The sequence below is a fragment of the Sorangium sp. So ce834 genome (genome assembly GCF_051521425.1).
In the GTDB taxonomy this organism is placed as follows: Bacteria; Myxococcota_A; Polyangia; order Polyangiales; family Polyangiaceae; genus Sorangium; species Sorangium cellulosum_D.
The window spans coordinates 8,083,791-8,099,352 of sequence record NZ_CP150351.1 but is presented as its reverse complement, the minus strand read 5'-3'; the positions used below and the strand labels follow the sequence as shown (position 1 = coordinate 8,099,352).

The window sequence follows — 15,562 nt, the reverse complement described above, 5'->3', positions numbered from 1 at the left end:
GTGGCTCGCGTCACCAGGGCCTCGTGGCGGCCGCGCGCGCCTCCTCGACGCGGCGCACGCAGGCCTCCCGGTTGGCCCTGGCGGCGGCCTCGGGCACGCGCAAGAGATCCATCCTGCGGTCGACCGGCATGCAGTAGGTGGTCGCGGCCCACAGCTTCGGATCGTCCACGCTGCGGAGCTCCTCGAGATCGGTCCACACCCGCACCACCCGGTCGTCCGCCGCGGCGACGATGCGCTGGCCATCCGGGCTGAACGCCACGGCGTTGATCGGCGAGCCGGCGCGGAGGACCAGCGGCTCGCCCGCGCCGTCGGCACGCCACACCCGCACGGTGTGGTCCTGCGATCCGGTGGCGATGCGCCGGCCATCGGGGCTGAACGCCACCCCGAGCACCCAGTGCGCATGGCCGCGGAGGACGAGCGGCTCGCCCGCGCCGTCGGCGCGCCACACCCGCGCGGTCCGGTCCCAGGACGCGGTGGCGATGCGCCGGCCATCGGGGCTGAACGCCACCGCGTTGATGTCGCCGTCGTGACCACGCAAGACCGTCGGCTCGCCGGTGCCGTCGGCGCGCCACACCCGGGCGGTGTTGTCCGATGACCCGGAGACGATGCGCTGGCCGTCGGGGCTGAACGCCACCGCGTAGATCCGATCCTCGTGGCCGCGGAGGACCAGGGGCTCGCCGGCGCCGTCGGCGCGCCACACCCGCACGGTCTTGTCGCCGGACCCGCTCGCGATGCGCTGGCCATCCGGGCTGAACACCGCCGCGTAGACCTGATCCTCGTGACCGCGGAGGACCAGGGGCTCGCCGGCGCCGTCGGCGCGCCACACCCGCACGGTCTTGTCGGAGGACCCGCTGACGATGCGCTGGCCGTCGGGGCTGAACGCGACCGAGTTGACCTCGTCCTCGTGACCGCGGAGGACGAGCGGCTCGCCGGTGCCGTCGGCGTTCCACACCCGCACCGTCCTGTCGAGCGACGCGGAGGCGACGCGCCGGCCATCGGGGCTGAACGCGACCCCGTAGATTCGATCCGTGTGGCCGTGGAGGGCGATCGGCTCGCCGGCGTCGTCGGCGTTCCACACCCGCGCGGTCTTGTCGTGAGACGCGGTGACGAGGTGATGGCCGTCGGGGCTGAACGCCACCGAATAGACCTGATCGTCGTGACCGCGAAGGACGAACGGATCACCCGTGCCGTCGGCGTTCCACACGCGCGCCGTCTCGTCCTGCGACGCGGTGGCGATGCGCTTGCCGTCGGGGCTGAACGCGACCCCGTAGATTCGATCGGTGTGGCCGCGGAGGACGATGGGCTCGCCGGAGCCGTCGGCGTTCCACACCCGCACCGTCCTGTCCCAGGACGCGGTGGCGATGCGCTTGCCATCGGGGCTGAACGCGACCCCGTAGATTCGATCGGTGTGGCCGCGGAGGACGATGGGCTCGCCGGAGCCGTCGGCGTTCCACACGCGCGCGGTCCGGTCCTGGGACCCGGTGACGATGCGCTTGCCATCGGGGCTGAACGCCGCCGAATGGACCGGATCCGTGTGGCCGCGGAGGACGATGGGCTCGCCGGCGCCGTCGGCGCGCCACACCCGCGCGGTCCGGTCGGCCGACGCGGTGACGATGCGCCTGCCGTCGGGGCTGAACGCCGCCGAGAGGACCCAGGCCTCGTGGCCGCGGAGGACGATGGGCTCGCCGGAGCCGTCGGCGTTCCACACGCGCGCGGTCCGGTCCTGGGACCCGGTGACGACGCGCTGGCCGTCGGGGCTGAACGCCGCCGAATAGACCGGATCCGTGTGGCCGCGGAGGACGATGGGCTCGCCGATGCCGTCGGCGTTCCACACGCGCGCGGTCCGGTCGGCCGACGCGGTGACGATGCGCCTGCCGTCGGGGCTATAGTCCGCGTCCAGCACCCCGTCCGGGTGGACGAGCACCGCGCGCGCGAGCCTGCTGTGCAGCGCCCAGCGCGCGAGGACGGCCCACCCCCGCGGCTCGTCGCGCGGCTCGACCTCGCGCAGGATCGCGAGCACGCTCGTGGGATCGGCCTGCAGCTCGCGCGCCGCGGCCACGCGGGTGGCGTTGCGCGCGCGCAGCGCCTCCCGATCGGCGCGCGTGGCCTGCTGGTGGGCGCGGGCCGCCAGGTACGACACCGTGACCGCGAACGCGGTGAGCGCGGCGATCACGCCCGTGGTGAGCCGCCGGCGCAGGCGGCGCGCCCGCTCGCAGTGGGCCACGACGGCCAGGAGGTAACGCTCCTCGCGCCGGCCGAGCCCGGCGCGCCAGTCGGCCCCCTGCTCGGCGCGGCGGCGCTCGTACCACGCTCGGGCGTCGCTCGCCGCGCGATCGCGCCAGAGCAGCCCCTCGGCCTGCCCGCTCGCCTCCCATGGCTCGGCTGCGGCGCGGAGCCGGGCCAAGAACTCCGCGTCCTGCTCGCTCTCGGCGAGCCACTGCCCGAGCTTCGCCCACCGCTCGATCAGCGATTCGTGCACCAGCTCCACGGTCGTGCCCTCGCGCTCGCCGCCGGTCTCGATGAGCAGGAGCCGCGCGGCGGCGAGGTGCTGCACCACCTGGGCGGCGTCCCCCTGACCGTCCCGCGCGAGCTCGCGGAGCTCCTCCAGGCGCACGACGGCGCGCGTGCGCTCGGGCGTCACCAGGCGCAGGAGCACCGCCCGGGCCAGCCGCTGCTCGTGGGGCGGCAGCGCCGAGAGCACCGCGTCCGCGTGGGCGGACAGGGCGCCGGCCACGCCGCCGAGCCGCTCGTAGCTCTCCCGCGTCAAGATCCGGCGCTCGCGATCGCGCGCCTCCCACAGCTTCGCGGCCGTGAACTGCAGGAGCGGCAAGGGGCTCCGGGTGCTCTCCAGCGTGCTCAGCATGTGCTCGACCATGGCCGGGGTCTCGAACCGGTGGCCGGCCGCCTCGGTGGGCCGGGTCAGGGCCTCGCGCAGGCCGTCGCGACCCATGGTGGGGAGGAAGGAGAGCCCGCGGGTCACCTCGGTCATGAAGTGGTGGTCGTCGGCGATGCGATCGAGGAAGTCCGAGCGGATGGCGAGCAGGACGCGCAACGGCGAGGAGGCGTCGTCGGCCGCGCCCGCGAGGCACGCGATGAACGCCGCCCGCGCCTCGGCGGCGGCGCCGAGCGTGTAGAGCTCCTCGAACTGATCGACGAAGAGCAGGATGCGGTGCCGCTTCCCCTCCCGGCGGCAGCGCGCGCGCAGCCGGGCGCCGAGGCTGCCCGGCTGCGCGCGCAGCGTGGCGACGAGCTCGTCGTGGTCGGGGAGCTCGGGCGAGCTCGTCGCGCTGGCGGGCTCCGCCTCGGCGACCTGCGCGAGCACGTCGACGAGCGCGGACAGCGGGCGCTGCCCCGGGCGCAGGATGAACGCCTCCCAGCGATCCCCCAGGCGCTTCAGCGCCGGGATCACGCCCGCGCGCACGAACGACGATTTGCCCGCCCCCGAGGGCCCGGCGACGGCGACGAGCTGATGGTTGCGCAGCCGCGTCATCAGGGCGGCGACCTCGCGCTCGCGGCCGAAGAAGCGCGGGGCGTCGGCCTCCTGGAACGCGGCGAGGCCGGCGAACGGGCCCTCGTCCTCGCTCAGCGCGAGCGACGTTCGGCCGGGCAGGAGGTCCTCGAGCTCGGCGAGGAGCTCCTTGGCCGAGCCGATGCGCTCGACCGCGCGCTTCTTCAGGCAGCGGTCGATGAGGGCGCCGAGCGCGCCGACGTCCGGGCGCCGCTCGCTGACGGCGGGCATCGGGAGCTCGAGGTTCACGATCTCCACGATCCGCGCCGCCGAGAACGGGTCGAGCGGGTGCGCCCCCGTGACCAGCTCGTGGAGGATGATGCCCACGGCCCAGAGGTCGGAGCGGGCGTCGATGTCCCCGCCCCGCAGCTGCTCGGGGGACATATACCGGGGTGTGCCCAGGATCGTGCTTTGCGCGCTCGGCCGAGCCCGTCCGGCGAGCACCATGCGCGCGCCCGTGAACATCGAGATCCGCTCGGCCTCGATCTGCTTGGCGATGCCGAAATCGAGCACCTTGATGGAGCCGGCGTCCTCCAGGAGGATGTTCTCCGGCTTGAGGTCGCGGTGCACGATCCCGAGCTCGTGCGCGCAGGCCAGCGCGCGGACCACCGGGATCATGAGCTCGACGGCCAGGCTGGGCGACAGCGGGCCGGGCGGCGTGTGCGCGACGGGCGACGACCCGGACGCGCTCGGGTGCTCGCGCTGCGCCATCCACTCGCGCAGCGTGCGGCCCTTGACGTACTCGAGCACGAGGTAGGGGTGCCCGTGGATCTCGTCCACCTCATGGATGACCACGATGTTCTCGTGCCTGCACCGCGCCGTGGCCCGCGCCTCGGCGAGGAAGCGCCCGATGCCTTGCCTGCTGTGCTCGCGGAGGAGCTTGATGGCGACGAGGCGGCCGAGCCTCGTGTCGCGGGCCAGGAACACGACCCCCATGCCGCCCTGGCCCAGCTTGCGGATGATCTCGTAGTGCTTGATGGTGTCGCCGACGTTCGGGGGCGCGTAGGCCGCGAGGGCATCCGCCGGCGTCGTCGGAGCCTCCTCCGGGGGCGGCGTGGCGCCGGACATCTCCGCCGTCTCCACCTCCTCGGGGAGCGCGCCCTCCGGAGGCGGCGAGCCTGGGCTCGCCGCCGTCTCCGTGCCGACGGGCGCGCCGAGATCGACGAGGGTCGCGCGGCGGAGCCCGCCCGGCTCGCAGGCGTCGAGCTCGCGCAGGAGGCCCTCGGCCGTGACGAGCCGCTCGTCGGCCTCCTCCTCCTCGCTCGTCGCCCGCCGCACGATCGCGCCGACCGGGTGACCGAGGAGCGCGGGAGGGATCCGGACCTGCCCGCGGTGCTGCTGGTGGAGATCGTCCCTGTCCGGAGCGCTGACCCGGTCCGCGCGCCTGCCCGTGAGGCACTCGAGGAACATGAGCGCCCAGGCGTACAGATCCGCGCGCGCCGTCGGCGCGAGCCCCCAGATCTGCTCGGGGGCGGCATACGCCAGCGAGCCCAGGGGCTCGGTCCCCGAGGCGGGCCCTCCGCCCCGGCCGCTCCGCAGGCTCGCGGCGACCGCGGCGAGGCCGAAATCGAGCACGCGCGCGTCCCGACTCGCCGCCGAGGGGGCGATCATCACGTGCGTCGGCCGGAGCGACCCGTGGACGATGCCCTGCCGGTGCGCGCAGGCCAGCGCGTCGAGGACCTGCCGCATCAGGTGCCGCGCCTCCTGCGGCTCGAGCGCGCCCTGCTGCGACAGCAGCTCGGCCAGGCTCTGGCCGGGCACGAGCTCGCTGACCGTGAAAACGTGCCCCTCGTCCGTCTGCCCCCCGTCGATCAGCCGGGCGATGTTGGGATGGTGGAGCCGCGCGCTGCGACGCATCTCTTGCAGGGAGCGCGCGACGTCTTCTGGATCTGCGGGGTCGCCGCCGCGGTCGAGGCGCATGAGCCTGAGGGCGATCGGCTGCCCGCTCTCGATCAGTCGCCCCTGGTAGACGGTGCCGAGGCTGCTCTCCCGGAGCACGGAGAAGAGCTCGTAGCGGCCCTGGAACACCATCCCTGGAGCGAGCGTCTCCCGGTTCATCGCAACCTCTCGGTGGCAGCCGCCTCCCCGCGGCGGCCTCGGGCGGAAGGCCCCACACCACGAGAGCATCGCGACGATCGGCGCCGTCGAGCCCGCTCGGCGTGTGGCCGGGGGCGCTCGACGAGGTGGCCGGTCCGATGCTCGGGCAGCGGATGTCGCTGCCCACCAGTTCATAAAGTGGCCCCGGCGCGTCGTCCGGCGCCGGCGCGTCGCCAGCCGCCAGCGCGTCGAGCGCGGAGCCGGGCGGACGACCCGACCCGCGTCGCAGCGGACGACCCGGCCCACGTTGACGACACCGCGGCGGATCGCTAGACGGCGTGCGAATGGTCGATGCGTCCGAGACCCCTTTCGCTCTGCTGGGCGGCGAGCCGGCGGTGCGCCGGCTGGTCGAGCGCTTCTACGACCTCATGGCCCGCGACGAGCCGGCGCTCGCGCGCCTCCACGTGTGCGACGAGCGCGGCCAGGTCGCGCGGGAGAGCCGCGACCGCTTCGCGCTCTTCCTGATCGGCTGGCTGGGCGGCCCGCAGGACTACATCGCGGCGCACGGCCACCCGCGGCTGCGAATGCGCCACGCCCGCGTCCCGGTCGATGTGGCGATGCGCGACGCGTGGCTGCGCTGCATGCGCGCGGCGATGACCGAGCTCGGCGTGCCCGCGCCGCTCCACGCCTTCCTGGACCAGCGCTTCGGCGAGGTGGCGGACTTCATGCGCAACCGGCCGGGCTGAGCCGTTCCTTCCGTCCGGTGAGCGCCCATCGCTGCTGGTGCGGAGGTTGCACCCAGGCTCACCATGAAGAGGCAGAAGAAGAACCAGCCAGCGAAGACCGCAACCCGGCAGGAGAGGCCAGCCCCGGTTGCCGAGGGGGAAGCGACGGAGTCGCCGGAGGGCGATCTCGTCGGCGGGGCGGTGAAGGGCGCGCTCGTCGGAGGTCTGCTGGGAGGCGGCGGCGGCGCGGCCGCGGGCGGCGCCGCCGGGCTGATCGGCAGCGTGCTGGGCGACGACGAGAAGTCCGGCTGGTGAAGGGCGCCGGTCCTCGGGCAGAAGTCCGGCTGGTGAAGGGCGCCGGTCCTCGGGCGCCGCGCGCGAGAGCGCCCTGGCTTCAGGGGCGTGAACGGCGCCTCCCCGGGGCGCGCCGGGTCAGGCGCCTGCAGGGGGCGCGTGCGGCGCGGCGTCCGCCGGCCGCTCGTGCCAGGCCGGGCCGTCGAGGAGGCGGGCCACCATCATGCTGCTCACGTTGTCGCCGACCGCGTTGACCAGCGTGGCCGGCGGATCCACGAGCGCGCCGACCGTGGAGATGATGGGCAGCGCCTCCATCGGAAACCCGAAGAGCGAGACGATCACCAGCTCTCCGATGAATCCCCCGCCGGGGATGCCGCTCATCACGGTGCCGCTCAGGAGCGCGACCCCCAGCACGGCCAGGTACGTGTCCGCTCCGCCGAGCTCGCGGCCGAAGACGCCGAAGAGCAGCGCTGTCTTGAGCACCGCCGAGAGGCACGAGCCCTCCATGTGGATGGTCGCGCCGATCGGGATGACCACCTCCGCGATGTCGTCAGGCACCCGGGAGCGCCGCGCCGCCTCGAGGTTCGAGGGGATGGTCGCCATGCTGCTCGAGGTCGCGAGCGCGGTGAGCGCCGGCGTCGGGATGTTCTTCCAGAACGCCCTCGCCGCGCGCCCGCGGCCGGCGAGCCACGCGTAGAGCGTGAAGGCGAGGAAGAAGTACGCGGCGGCGAGCGGGTAGAAGAGCCCGACGGCGCGGACGTACGACTGGAGGAGCGTCGGGCCGAAGGCGCCGACGAGGTGCGCGAAGTAGGCGCCGAGGCCGATCGGCGCGTAGTACATCACGAAGTCGACGAGCTTGAGCATCACCTCGTTCGCCGAGGCGAGCAGGCGCGCGACCGGCTGGCCGCGCTCGCCGGCGGCCGTGGTGCCGAGGCCGACCAGGAAGGCCATCACGATGAGCGGCAGCACGTTCCTGCGGGAGAGCAGGTCGCCGAAGTCGGGGACGCTGACCGCGCCCACCAGCTGGTCGCCGAGGCTGACCGGCGCGACCTCCGGCTTGCCGGGCAGCGTCACCTGCAGGCCCTCGGCGGGCGGGTAGAGCGCGACCGCGGCGAGCATCAGCGCCGACGCGACAAGGCCGGTCGCGACGAAGACGCCGAGCATCGCGGTCATGATGCGCCCGAGGCGCCGCAGGCTGCTCATGCCGGCCACCGCGGAGGAGATGGAGAAGAAGATCAGCGGCACGACGAGGGTGAACAGGAGGTTGAGGAAGAGGTCGCCGAGCGGCTTGAGCACCGCCGTGCGCTCGCCGAGCGCGAGGCCGAGCCCGGCGCCGGCGGCGATCGAGGCGAGCAGGAGCAGGGTGAAGCGGTGGGAGGTGAGGAGGGTCCGCAGCGTTCTCGTCATCGCGGCCGCCAGCATGGCGCCACGGCGGGGGGAGCGCGCGGGCGTCGCCGCTCGCCGCCGTCCGGACGCAACCAGGTTGAGCCCGGGGCCGGGGCCGCCCGTCGCCTCACCCAGGTTGAGCCGGGGCCGCCCGCCGCCTCACCCAGGTTGAGCCGGGCAGGTCGGTGGCTCACCCAGGTTGAGCTCGGCCGCCTCGCACCCAGGTTGCGCCGGCCGCGGCGCCGGCCGCGTCACTCCGGCCTGAGCGCTGACAGCGCCGCCCTCGTAAAAATTTCCGCGATGAGCCCGATCGCGCGCTCATCGAGGTCGAACGCGTGGTGGTGGTGCGGCGCAGCGGTCGGCCCGCCCGCGCCCACCGTGAAGAGGCATCCAGGCACGCGGGTCGTGAACTCCGAGAAATCCTCGCTGACCGTGAGCGGCCCGGGATCCATGACCTCGGCGCGCTGCGTCGCCCGCGCCGCGGCCGCGACAAGATCCACGGGCGCCGCGGCGTTGGCCGTCACGGGCGAGCTCGACAGCACCCTGAACTCGCACGAGGCCCGCAGTGCCGAGCACACCCCCGAGGCGATCCCCTGGAGACGGTCGAGCGCGTGCTCCCGGCTCGCCTGCGAGAACCAGCGCACCGTGCCCTGGAGCGCCACGCGCTCGACGACGACGTTGGCCGCGTTCCCGCCGGAGATGGCCGAGATGCTCACGACGAGCGGCTCGCCCGGCTTCGTCTCGCGCGAGACGATCGACTGCAGCGCGGTCACGACCTGCGCCGCCGTGTAGATCGGATCGACCGACAGGTGCGGCAGCCCGCCGTGGCCCGCCTTCCCGACCACGGCGATCTCGAACGTGTCGATCCCCGCGAAGAACGGCCCGGGCCGCGTCGCCACCACCCCGAACGGCAGCGGCGAGAGCACGTGCGCGCCGAGCGCCTGATCGACGCCGTCGAGCGCCCCCGCCTCGATCATCCGCAGCGCGCCGCCCGCGAGCTCCTCCGCGGGCTGGAAGAGGAAGCGGACCCTGCCGGCGATGCGGTCCCGCCGCGCCGCGAGCAGCGTGGCCGCGCCGAGCAGCGCGCTCACGTGGGCGTCGTGGCCGCACGCGTGCATCACGCCCCTCGCCTCGGACGGGAAGTCGTGCCCCGACTGCTCCTCGACCGGCAGCGCGTCCATGTCGGCGCGCAAGAGCAGGGTGCCGCCGGCGCGCTCGCCCTCGAGGTCGGCGATGACGCCCGTCCCGGCCACGCCGGTGCGCACCGACAGGCCGAGCTTGCGCAGCCGCTCCGCGACGATCTGCGACGTGCGCACCTCGGCGTAGCCGAGCTCGGGGTGCCGGTGCAGATCGCGCCGCACCGCCACGAGATCGCGATCGAGGAGCTGCACGTCCCTGCCCAGGTCATCGGCCATGCCGCGATGGTACCACCCGCCTCGCCGCGCCGCGCCGGCGACCGCGTCGCCCGCGGCCCGCGGAGCGAGCCTCGCGCCGGTGACGATTTCCTGAATCCTTCGCCCCGCGCCGGGGCTTCTCCAGGCGAGGGATGGAGGAGCGCATGAGACGCAATGTGGGAAAGATGGATCGCCTGTTCCGTGGTCTTTCGGCGCTGGCCCTGCTGGCGTGCGCCTGGGCGGCGCCGCTGCCGCTCGCGGCGCGCCTCGGCGCGTTCGGTCTGGCGGGCGTGTACCTGCTCTTCACGGCGCTGTCGGGCGCGTGCCTCGGGTACGCTCTGCTCGGCAGGTCCACCTGCCCGCTCCCGCGGGGCTGAGGCGCTCGATGGACACGTCGACGTCACACGATACGGTCCTCACGGCGGCGGCGCGCGGCGACGACGGCGCGCTGGAGCTGCTCGTGCGCGCCTACCACGACCGCGTGTACCGCTTCGGGCTGCGCGTGTGCCGCGACGCCTTCGACGCGGACGACGCCGTCCAGGAGGCGTTCGCGAAGCTCGCGCGCCGCCCGGAGGTGGCGCGGGATCCGGGCGTCCTCTCGTGGCTCATGACGGTGGTCCGGAACGCGTGCCTGCGCATGCTGCGCCCGTTCGCGCGGGAGCGCGCGCGGCTCGGCGAGCGGGTCGACGACGCCGACGCGGCGCCCTCGGGCGAGCTCGATCCGCAGGCCGCCTTCGAGCGCTGGCGGCTCGTGCGCGCGGTACACGAGGCGATCGCCGCGCTGGAGCGGCCTTACCGCGAGGTGCTCGTGCTGCGAGACGTCGAGGGGCTGACCGGCGAGGAGGTGTGCCGGATGCTCGGGCTCGGAGAGGCGGCCATGAAGAGCCGGCTGCACCGGGCGCGGCAGCTCGTGCGGGCGGAGGTCCTCCGGCGGGAGGGCGCGCCCCCCGTGCCTCGCGCGCGTAACGGAGGAGGGTAGGGGCAGGTTCGCGAGCAAGAGCCCACCAGGCCAATCCGGCTGCCCTCGGGCGCGCGAAGCGCTGGTCCCGGGGGCGCGCTCGGCGTATGGAAACGCCCACCATGCATCGGGTGTTCATCGACGGACAGGAAGGGACGACGGGGCTCCAGATCCGCGAGCGGCTGCAGGGCCGCCGCGACCTCCAGCTGCTCGAGATCGATCCGGAGCGGCGCAAGGACCCGGCGGCGCGCCGCGCGATGATCAACGAGGCGGATCTGCTCATCACGTGCCTGCCCGACGACGCCGCCCGCGAGTCGATCGGGATGATCGAGAACCCGAGCACGCGCGTCATCGATCCGAGCACCGCGCACCGCACCGCCGACGGCTGGGTGTACGGCTTCCCGGAGCTCCGCCCCGGGCAGCGCGAGGCCGTCCGGCGCGCGCGGCGCGTCGCCGTCCCCGGGTGCCACGCGACCGGCTTCCTCGCGCTCGTGGTTCCGCTGGTCGATCAGGGGCTCCTGTCCAGGGACGCCCGCGTGGTCGCCCACTCGCTCACCGGCTACAGCGGCGGCGGGCGCAAGCTGATCCAGGCCTACGAGCAGGCCGACCCGGCCCGCCGCGAGCAGCTCCGCAGCGCGCGCCCGTACGGGCTCACCCTGCAGCACAAGCACCTGCCGGAGATGCGCGCCGTCGCCGGGCTGGAGCGGGCGCCGCTCTTCCAGCCGGTCGTGGGCGACTTCTACAAGGGCATGCTCGTCTCGGTGCCGCTCTTCGTGGACGCCCTGAGCCGGCCGGCGACGCCCGCGTCGGTGCACGAGCTCTACGCGTCGTATTACGCTGGCGAGCCGTTCATCCGGGTGATGCCGCTCGGCGGCCAGTGCGCGCTGGACGACGGCTACCTCGGCGCCCTCGAGTGCAACGACACGAACCGACTCGACGTCTTCGTGTTCGGCAAGCCCGATCAGATCCTGGTCGTCGCGCGCCTCGACAACCTCGGCAAAGGCGCCTCCGGCGCGGCGGTGCAGAACCTGAATCTGATGCTGGGCACGCCGGAGGACACCGGCCTCGGCTGATCGTGGCCCCGCGCGCGGGGCCCACCGGGGCGCTGCGGCCGCGGCGTCACGTGCTCATGCGCCGCGCCGGCTGCGCCAGCATCTCGGGCAGCCCGGCCACGGCCTCCTGGACGTCGGGGGGGAAGTCCGCGAGCTCCTGGACCTGGCGAACCTCGATGATCGCGTCTTCCGAGCCGGGGCAGCGCGAGGCCCACGCGATCGCCTCTTCCCTCGACTTCACCTGGATGATCCAGTAGCCGCCGAGCACCTCCTTTGCCTCGGCAAAAGGCCCGTCGACCACCTGGGGCTTCCCTCCGGGGAACGAGATGCGCGCGCCCATCGAGGGCGGGTGGAGGCCGTCGAGCGCGAGCAGCACGCCCGCCCTCTGCAAGGATTCGTTGTACCTCATCATCGCAGCGACCGCCTTGGCGTCCGGCATCGTGCCCGGCGCCGCGCTCTCGTACCCCTTCGGGATCATCAGCATCATGAATCGCATCGTCGTGTCTCCCTTCTCGAGCCGCGCTCGGCGCGGTCTCGACCGGGCGTGAGCCCTCGCCCTTGTCGACGCGACGAACGAGGGGACGCGAGATCGACACATCGGGCGATTTTTTTCTGCGTCGGCCCGAAGCAGGGGCGCCCGCGCCGCCCGCCCTCACCCGTCCGTCCGGTCCCCGGCGCCCTGGCGCGGCGCCTCCGCCATCGCCGCACGTCCCGAGGCGCGGCTCGCCGCCTCATCCGGCGCGGGTGTAGAGCCGCGGCGCCGAGCTCTCCAGCGCGGCGCTCAGGCGCTCGGCGGCGTCCGCCGACGCGCGCCGGCAGGCGATCCGCCACGGCCGGCGCAGCGGGCCGGACGAGAGCCGCTTGACCGTCAGATCGCCGTCCGCGAGATAGCCGTGCGCCATCCACTCCGACAGGACCGCGATGCCCATGCCGGCGCGCGCCGCGTCGATGACGGCCTCGGTCAGCGGAAAGCGCAGGAACTCGAGCCTGGGCCGCTTTCGCCCGAAGACGGCGCCCATGAACCAGCGCGCCTCGGCCGGCGGCGTGTTCGACGTGATGAGCGGGCCCTTCCGGAGGTGATCGCGCGTGAGCGACCCCCGCCCGGCGAGCGGGTGCGAGGTCGAGACCACGAACACGACCTCGTCCGAGAAGAGCGGCCGCTCCGCGAGCGCGCCGCCCCCCTCGCGGGGGCCCGGCAACGAAGCGGTGGTGAGCAGCGCGACGTCGATGTCGCCCCGGACGAGCGCGCCGACCGGATCCTGGGTGTGCTCCACCGCGAGCTCCACCTCGAGGCGGGGCAGCCGGCGCCGTAGGCCCGCCATCGCCGAGGGCAGCCAGCGGTACGCCGTGTAGCACTCGCACACGAGGCGGACGCGCGTCGTCGGGGCCGCGGGCGCCGCCACCTCCAGCTCGAGCTCGCGGAGCTGCGCGAGGATGAGCCCGGCGCCGGCGATGAGCCGCTCGCCCGCGGCGGTCGGCGTGACCCCGCGCGCGGTGCGCTCGAAGAGGCGCGCGCCGACGCGCTCCTCCGCCTGGGCGAGCGCCCGGCTCACGGCGGACTGCGTGATGTGCATCGCGGACGCCGCGCCCGCCGTGCTCCCGGCGGCCGAGAGCGCGACGACGAGCTCCAGATCGCGGATCTCGAGCTGGGGCCGCGGGCCGATGGCCGGGGGCGCAGGGAGAGCAGCTATGCGTGACACGCATAGATCCTATCACGACGATGCGTTGGACGCACAGCCTCTCGAGGCGCACCTTCCTCGCCGTCAGGAGGTCTTCATGAAGCTCTATTTCTCCCCGCTCGCATGCTCTCTCGCCACGCGCATCGCGCTCTACGAGGCCGGCGCGGAGGCCTCGTTCGTCGAGGTCGACCCGAAGACGAAGCGGACCGAGGACGGCGCGGACTTCCGCGCCGTCCACCCGCTCGGGCTCGTGCCCGCGCTCGAGATCGAGGGCGGCGAGATCCTCACCGAGAACGCGGCGGTCCTGCAGCTCGTCGCGGAGCGGTCCCCGGAGGCGGGGCTCGCGCCGCGGGATCCGCTCGGCCGGGCGCGGCTCCAGCAGTGGCTGTGCTTCATCGGCACCGAGCTCCACAAGGCGGTCTACGTGCCGCTCCTCGACAAGGCGGCCCCGGCCGAGGTCAAGAGCTACGCGCTCGCCAAGGCGGACGCGCGCCTCGGCTGGGTGGCGGGGCGGCTCGAAGGGCGGGAGTTCCTGCTCGATCGCTTCTCGGTCGCCGACGCCTACCTCTTCACGGTGCTCAACTGGTCCTCGGTCACGCCCATCGACCTGAAGGCCTGGCCGGCGCTCCGCGCGTACCAGGCGCGCCTGCGTGCGCGCCCCAGCGTGGCGCGCGCCTTCGACGAGGAGTGGGCGCGCTTCGTCCGGGAGACCGAGCGCCACGGGGAGAGCCTCCCCGCCGGCGCCCAGCGCGCCGTCGGGTGACGGGTCGACCGCGACGCGACCTGCGCGCGCCGCACGAAATCGACGACGGCGCGCGCCGCTCGCCGCGCGCCGATAAAAATGACAGACGGCCGCGCGCCGTCGTCACGCGGCCGCCGAACGCGCTTTTCATGCGCGGGCGTCTCTGATACGAAGTTATCATGAGATACTTGCGACAACTCTTCGTCTGCTCGATTCTTTCGGCGCTCACGATCCCGGTCGGCTGCGGAGCGGAGGCGCCGGACGGCGCCGAGCAGGTTTCCGACGTCGGCTCGATCAGCCTCGCCCTGGTCGGGACCAGCGCCACGGGCGCGACCTACCGCCTATCCCGCGCGTGGTTCGACATCAACGGCCCGACGAACCGGCTCGTGTATGGAGACGTCGACACGACGGTGCTCACGGAGGTGCTGCCGGTCGGCCGCTATGACGTGTACCTGGAGCCCGGCTGGGTCCTCGAGCGGTGGACCGGCGGCGGCTACCAGCAGGTCCAGGCGGCCCTGACGTCGCCCAACCCGGCGTCGGTCTTCATCTACGAAGGCGCGGCGTCGACGGTCGTATTTCAATTCCGGGCGGACGACGATGTCGTCTCCGTCGGCCAGGGGACGCTCGACATCGCCATCGGGGTCGACGACACGACGGCGCTCCGCGAGGACACCGACGTGGCGTGCAGCAACGGCTACGATGACGACGGGGACGGGTACGCGGACTGCAGCGATCCGGACTGCCAGTGGCAGCCCTTCTGCGCGCCATGGGGCGAGAACACCGACGTGGCCTGCAGCAACGGCTACGATGACGACGGGGACGGATACACGGACTGCGGCGATTCGGACTGCCAGTGGCAGCCCTTCTGCGCGCCATGGGGCGAGAACACCGACGTGGCCTGCAGCAACGGCTACGATGACGACGGGGACGGGTACGCGGACTGCAGCGATCCGGAGTGCCAGTGGCAGCCCTACTGCGTGCCGTGGCGCGAGGACAACGATGCGGCGTGCAGCAACGGCTACGACGACGACGGGGACGGGCTCGCGGATTGCAACGATCCGGAGTGCCAGGGGCAGCCCGCCTGCATGCCGTGGGGCGAGAGCACCGACGCGGCGTGCAGCAACGGCTACGACGACGACTGGGACGGGCTCACGGATTGCGGCGATCCGGACTGCCAGTGGCTGCCTTTCTGCGCGACGCCGGCCCTCCTCATCGAGAGCTTCGATGACGGAGACTTCTTTGGCGGCCCGCCGTACGCCGGCATCTCGCCGCCGTTCACCGGGCCGTGGGTGGCGCTGAGCGACGCGACCATCCCGCCCCTCGAGCTGGTCCCGTCGGCAGGGCCCGGCACCGGGACGGCGCTCGGCGTTTACTCCCCGGCGATCCCGACCGAGTGGGGCGCCGGCGTCATGCTCGACTTCGACGCGTGGTCGGTCAACGTGGCGAGCTTCCAGGGCATCCGCTTCAAGATGCGCTCCGAGTCCTACCCGGTCCGCTTCGAGGTCAGCTCGCTCCTCACCGTGCCCGAGAGTGGGTACTGCTCGGTTTGCCTCGACCACCATGGAATCGAGCTCTGGTCCGGATCGGAGTGGATCACCGTGGAAGTGCGCTGGTCGGACCTGCGGCAGCAGGGGTGGGGCACACCGGCGCCGCTCGACGTGTGGAACGTCATGGACCTGATCTGGCGCACGCCCGCGGGGCAGGCGGCGTCCCTCGAGCTCGACGACATCGAGCTGTTCTGAGCCCAGGCGCCCCGCGTTCGCGGCGCCGAGCGCGCGAGCTGCGCC

General features: G+C 73.6%; 12 protein-coding genes. 7 read left to right on the top strand and 5 right to left on the bottom strand.

Annotation, left to right across the window (positions count from 1 at the left end):
• Positions 1-10: 10 nt before the first annotated feature.
• Complete coding sequence (locus tag WMF20_RS29365; protein WP_437605225.1) at positions 11-5,566, bottom strand: nSTAND1 domain-containing NTPase; 5,556 nt, start codon at positions 5,564-5,566, stop codon at positions 11-13.
• Between the two features lie 323 nt (positions 5,567-5,889).
• Between WMF20_RS29365 and WMF20_RS29360 the strand changes: the two genes are divergently transcribed.
• On the top strand, positions 5,890-6,291 hold the full coding sequence (locus tag WMF20_RS29360; protein WP_129577545.1) for a group II truncated hemoglobin: 402 nt from the start codon (positions 5,890-5,892) through the stop codon (positions 6,289-6,291).
• 63 nt (positions 6,292-6,354) lie between these two features.
• Positions 6,355-6,585: a hypothetical protein gene (locus tag WMF20_RS29355; RefSeq protein ID WP_437605224.1), complete on the top strand. Its 231-nt coding sequence runs from the start codon at positions 6,355-6,357 to the stop codon at positions 6,583-6,585.
• Positions 6,586-6,702: 117 nt separating this feature from the next.
• Here WMF20_RS29355 and WMF20_RS29350 read toward each other — a convergent pair whose 3' ends face one another.
• Complete coding sequence (locus WMF20_RS29350) at positions 6,703-7,971, bottom strand: dicarboxylate/amino acid:cation symporter (RefSeq protein ID WP_437605223.1); 1,269 nt, start codon at positions 7,969-7,971, stop codon at positions 6,703-6,705.
• Positions 7,972-8,201: 230 nt separating this feature from the next.
• On the bottom strand, positions 8,202-9,365 hold the full coding sequence (locus WMF20_RS29345) for a M20 metallopeptidase family protein (protein ID WP_437605222.1): 1,164 nt from the start codon (positions 9,363-9,365) through the stop codon (positions 8,202-8,204).
• 143 nt (positions 9,366-9,508) lie between these two features.
• On the opposite strand from WMF20_RS29345, the gene WMF20_RS29340 reads away from it, so the two are divergent.
• From WMF20_RS29340 to argC, 3 genes are all read left to right on the top strand, one after another.
• On the top strand, positions 9,509-9,721 hold the full coding sequence (locus WMF20_RS29340) for a YgaP family membrane protein (protein ID WP_437605221.1): 213 nt from the start codon (positions 9,509-9,511) through the stop codon (positions 9,719-9,721).
• An 8-nt stretch (positions 9,722-9,729) separates the two neighbouring features.
• Entirely contained in the window at positions 9,730-10,323 is a 594-nt protein-coding gene (locus WMF20_RS29335; protein WP_437605220.1) for an RNA polymerase sigma factor, read from the top strand.
• Positions 10,324-10,424: 101 nt separating this feature from the next.
• Entirely contained in the window at positions 10,425-11,375 is a 951-nt protein-coding gene (gene argC, locus WMF20_RS29330; RefSeq protein WP_437605219.1) for an N-acetyl-gamma-glutamyl-phosphate reductase, read from the top strand.
• A gap of 46 nt (positions 11,376-11,421) precedes the next feature.
• On the opposite strand, the gene WMF20_RS29325 is transcribed toward argC, so the two are convergent.
• Both WMF20_RS29325 and WMF20_RS29320 read right to left on the bottom strand, forming a co-directional pair.
• Complete coding sequence (locus WMF20_RS29325) at positions 11,422-11,850, bottom strand: YciI family protein (protein ID WP_437605218.1); 429 nt, start codon at positions 11,848-11,850, stop codon at positions 11,422-11,424.
• Between the two features lie 235 nt (positions 11,851-12,085).
• Positions 12,086-13,054, bottom strand: a complete 969-nt coding sequence (locus WMF20_RS29320; RefSeq protein ID WP_437605217.1) for a LysR family transcriptional regulator — start codon at positions 13,052-13,054, stop codon at positions 12,086-12,088.
• A 76-nt stretch (positions 13,055-13,130) separates the two neighbouring features.
• Here WMF20_RS29320 and WMF20_RS29315 point away from each other — a divergent pair, with 76 nt between their 5' ends.
• Both WMF20_RS29315 and WMF20_RS29310 read left to right on the top strand, forming a co-directional pair.
• Positions 13,131-13,796: a glutathione binding-like protein gene (locus tag WMF20_RS29315; RefSeq protein ID WP_437605216.1), complete on the top strand. Its 666-nt coding sequence runs from the start codon at positions 13,131-13,133 to the stop codon at positions 13,794-13,796.
• A gap of 158 nt (positions 13,797-13,954) precedes the next feature.
• Positions 13,955-15,517 carry a hypothetical protein gene (locus tag WMF20_RS29310; RefSeq protein ID WP_437605215.1) on the top strand — a complete coding sequence of 521 codons (1,563 nt, stop codon included), beginning with the start codon at positions 13,955-13,957 and terminating at the stop codon, positions 15,515-15,517.
• Positions 15,518-15,562 lie beyond the last annotated feature (45 nt).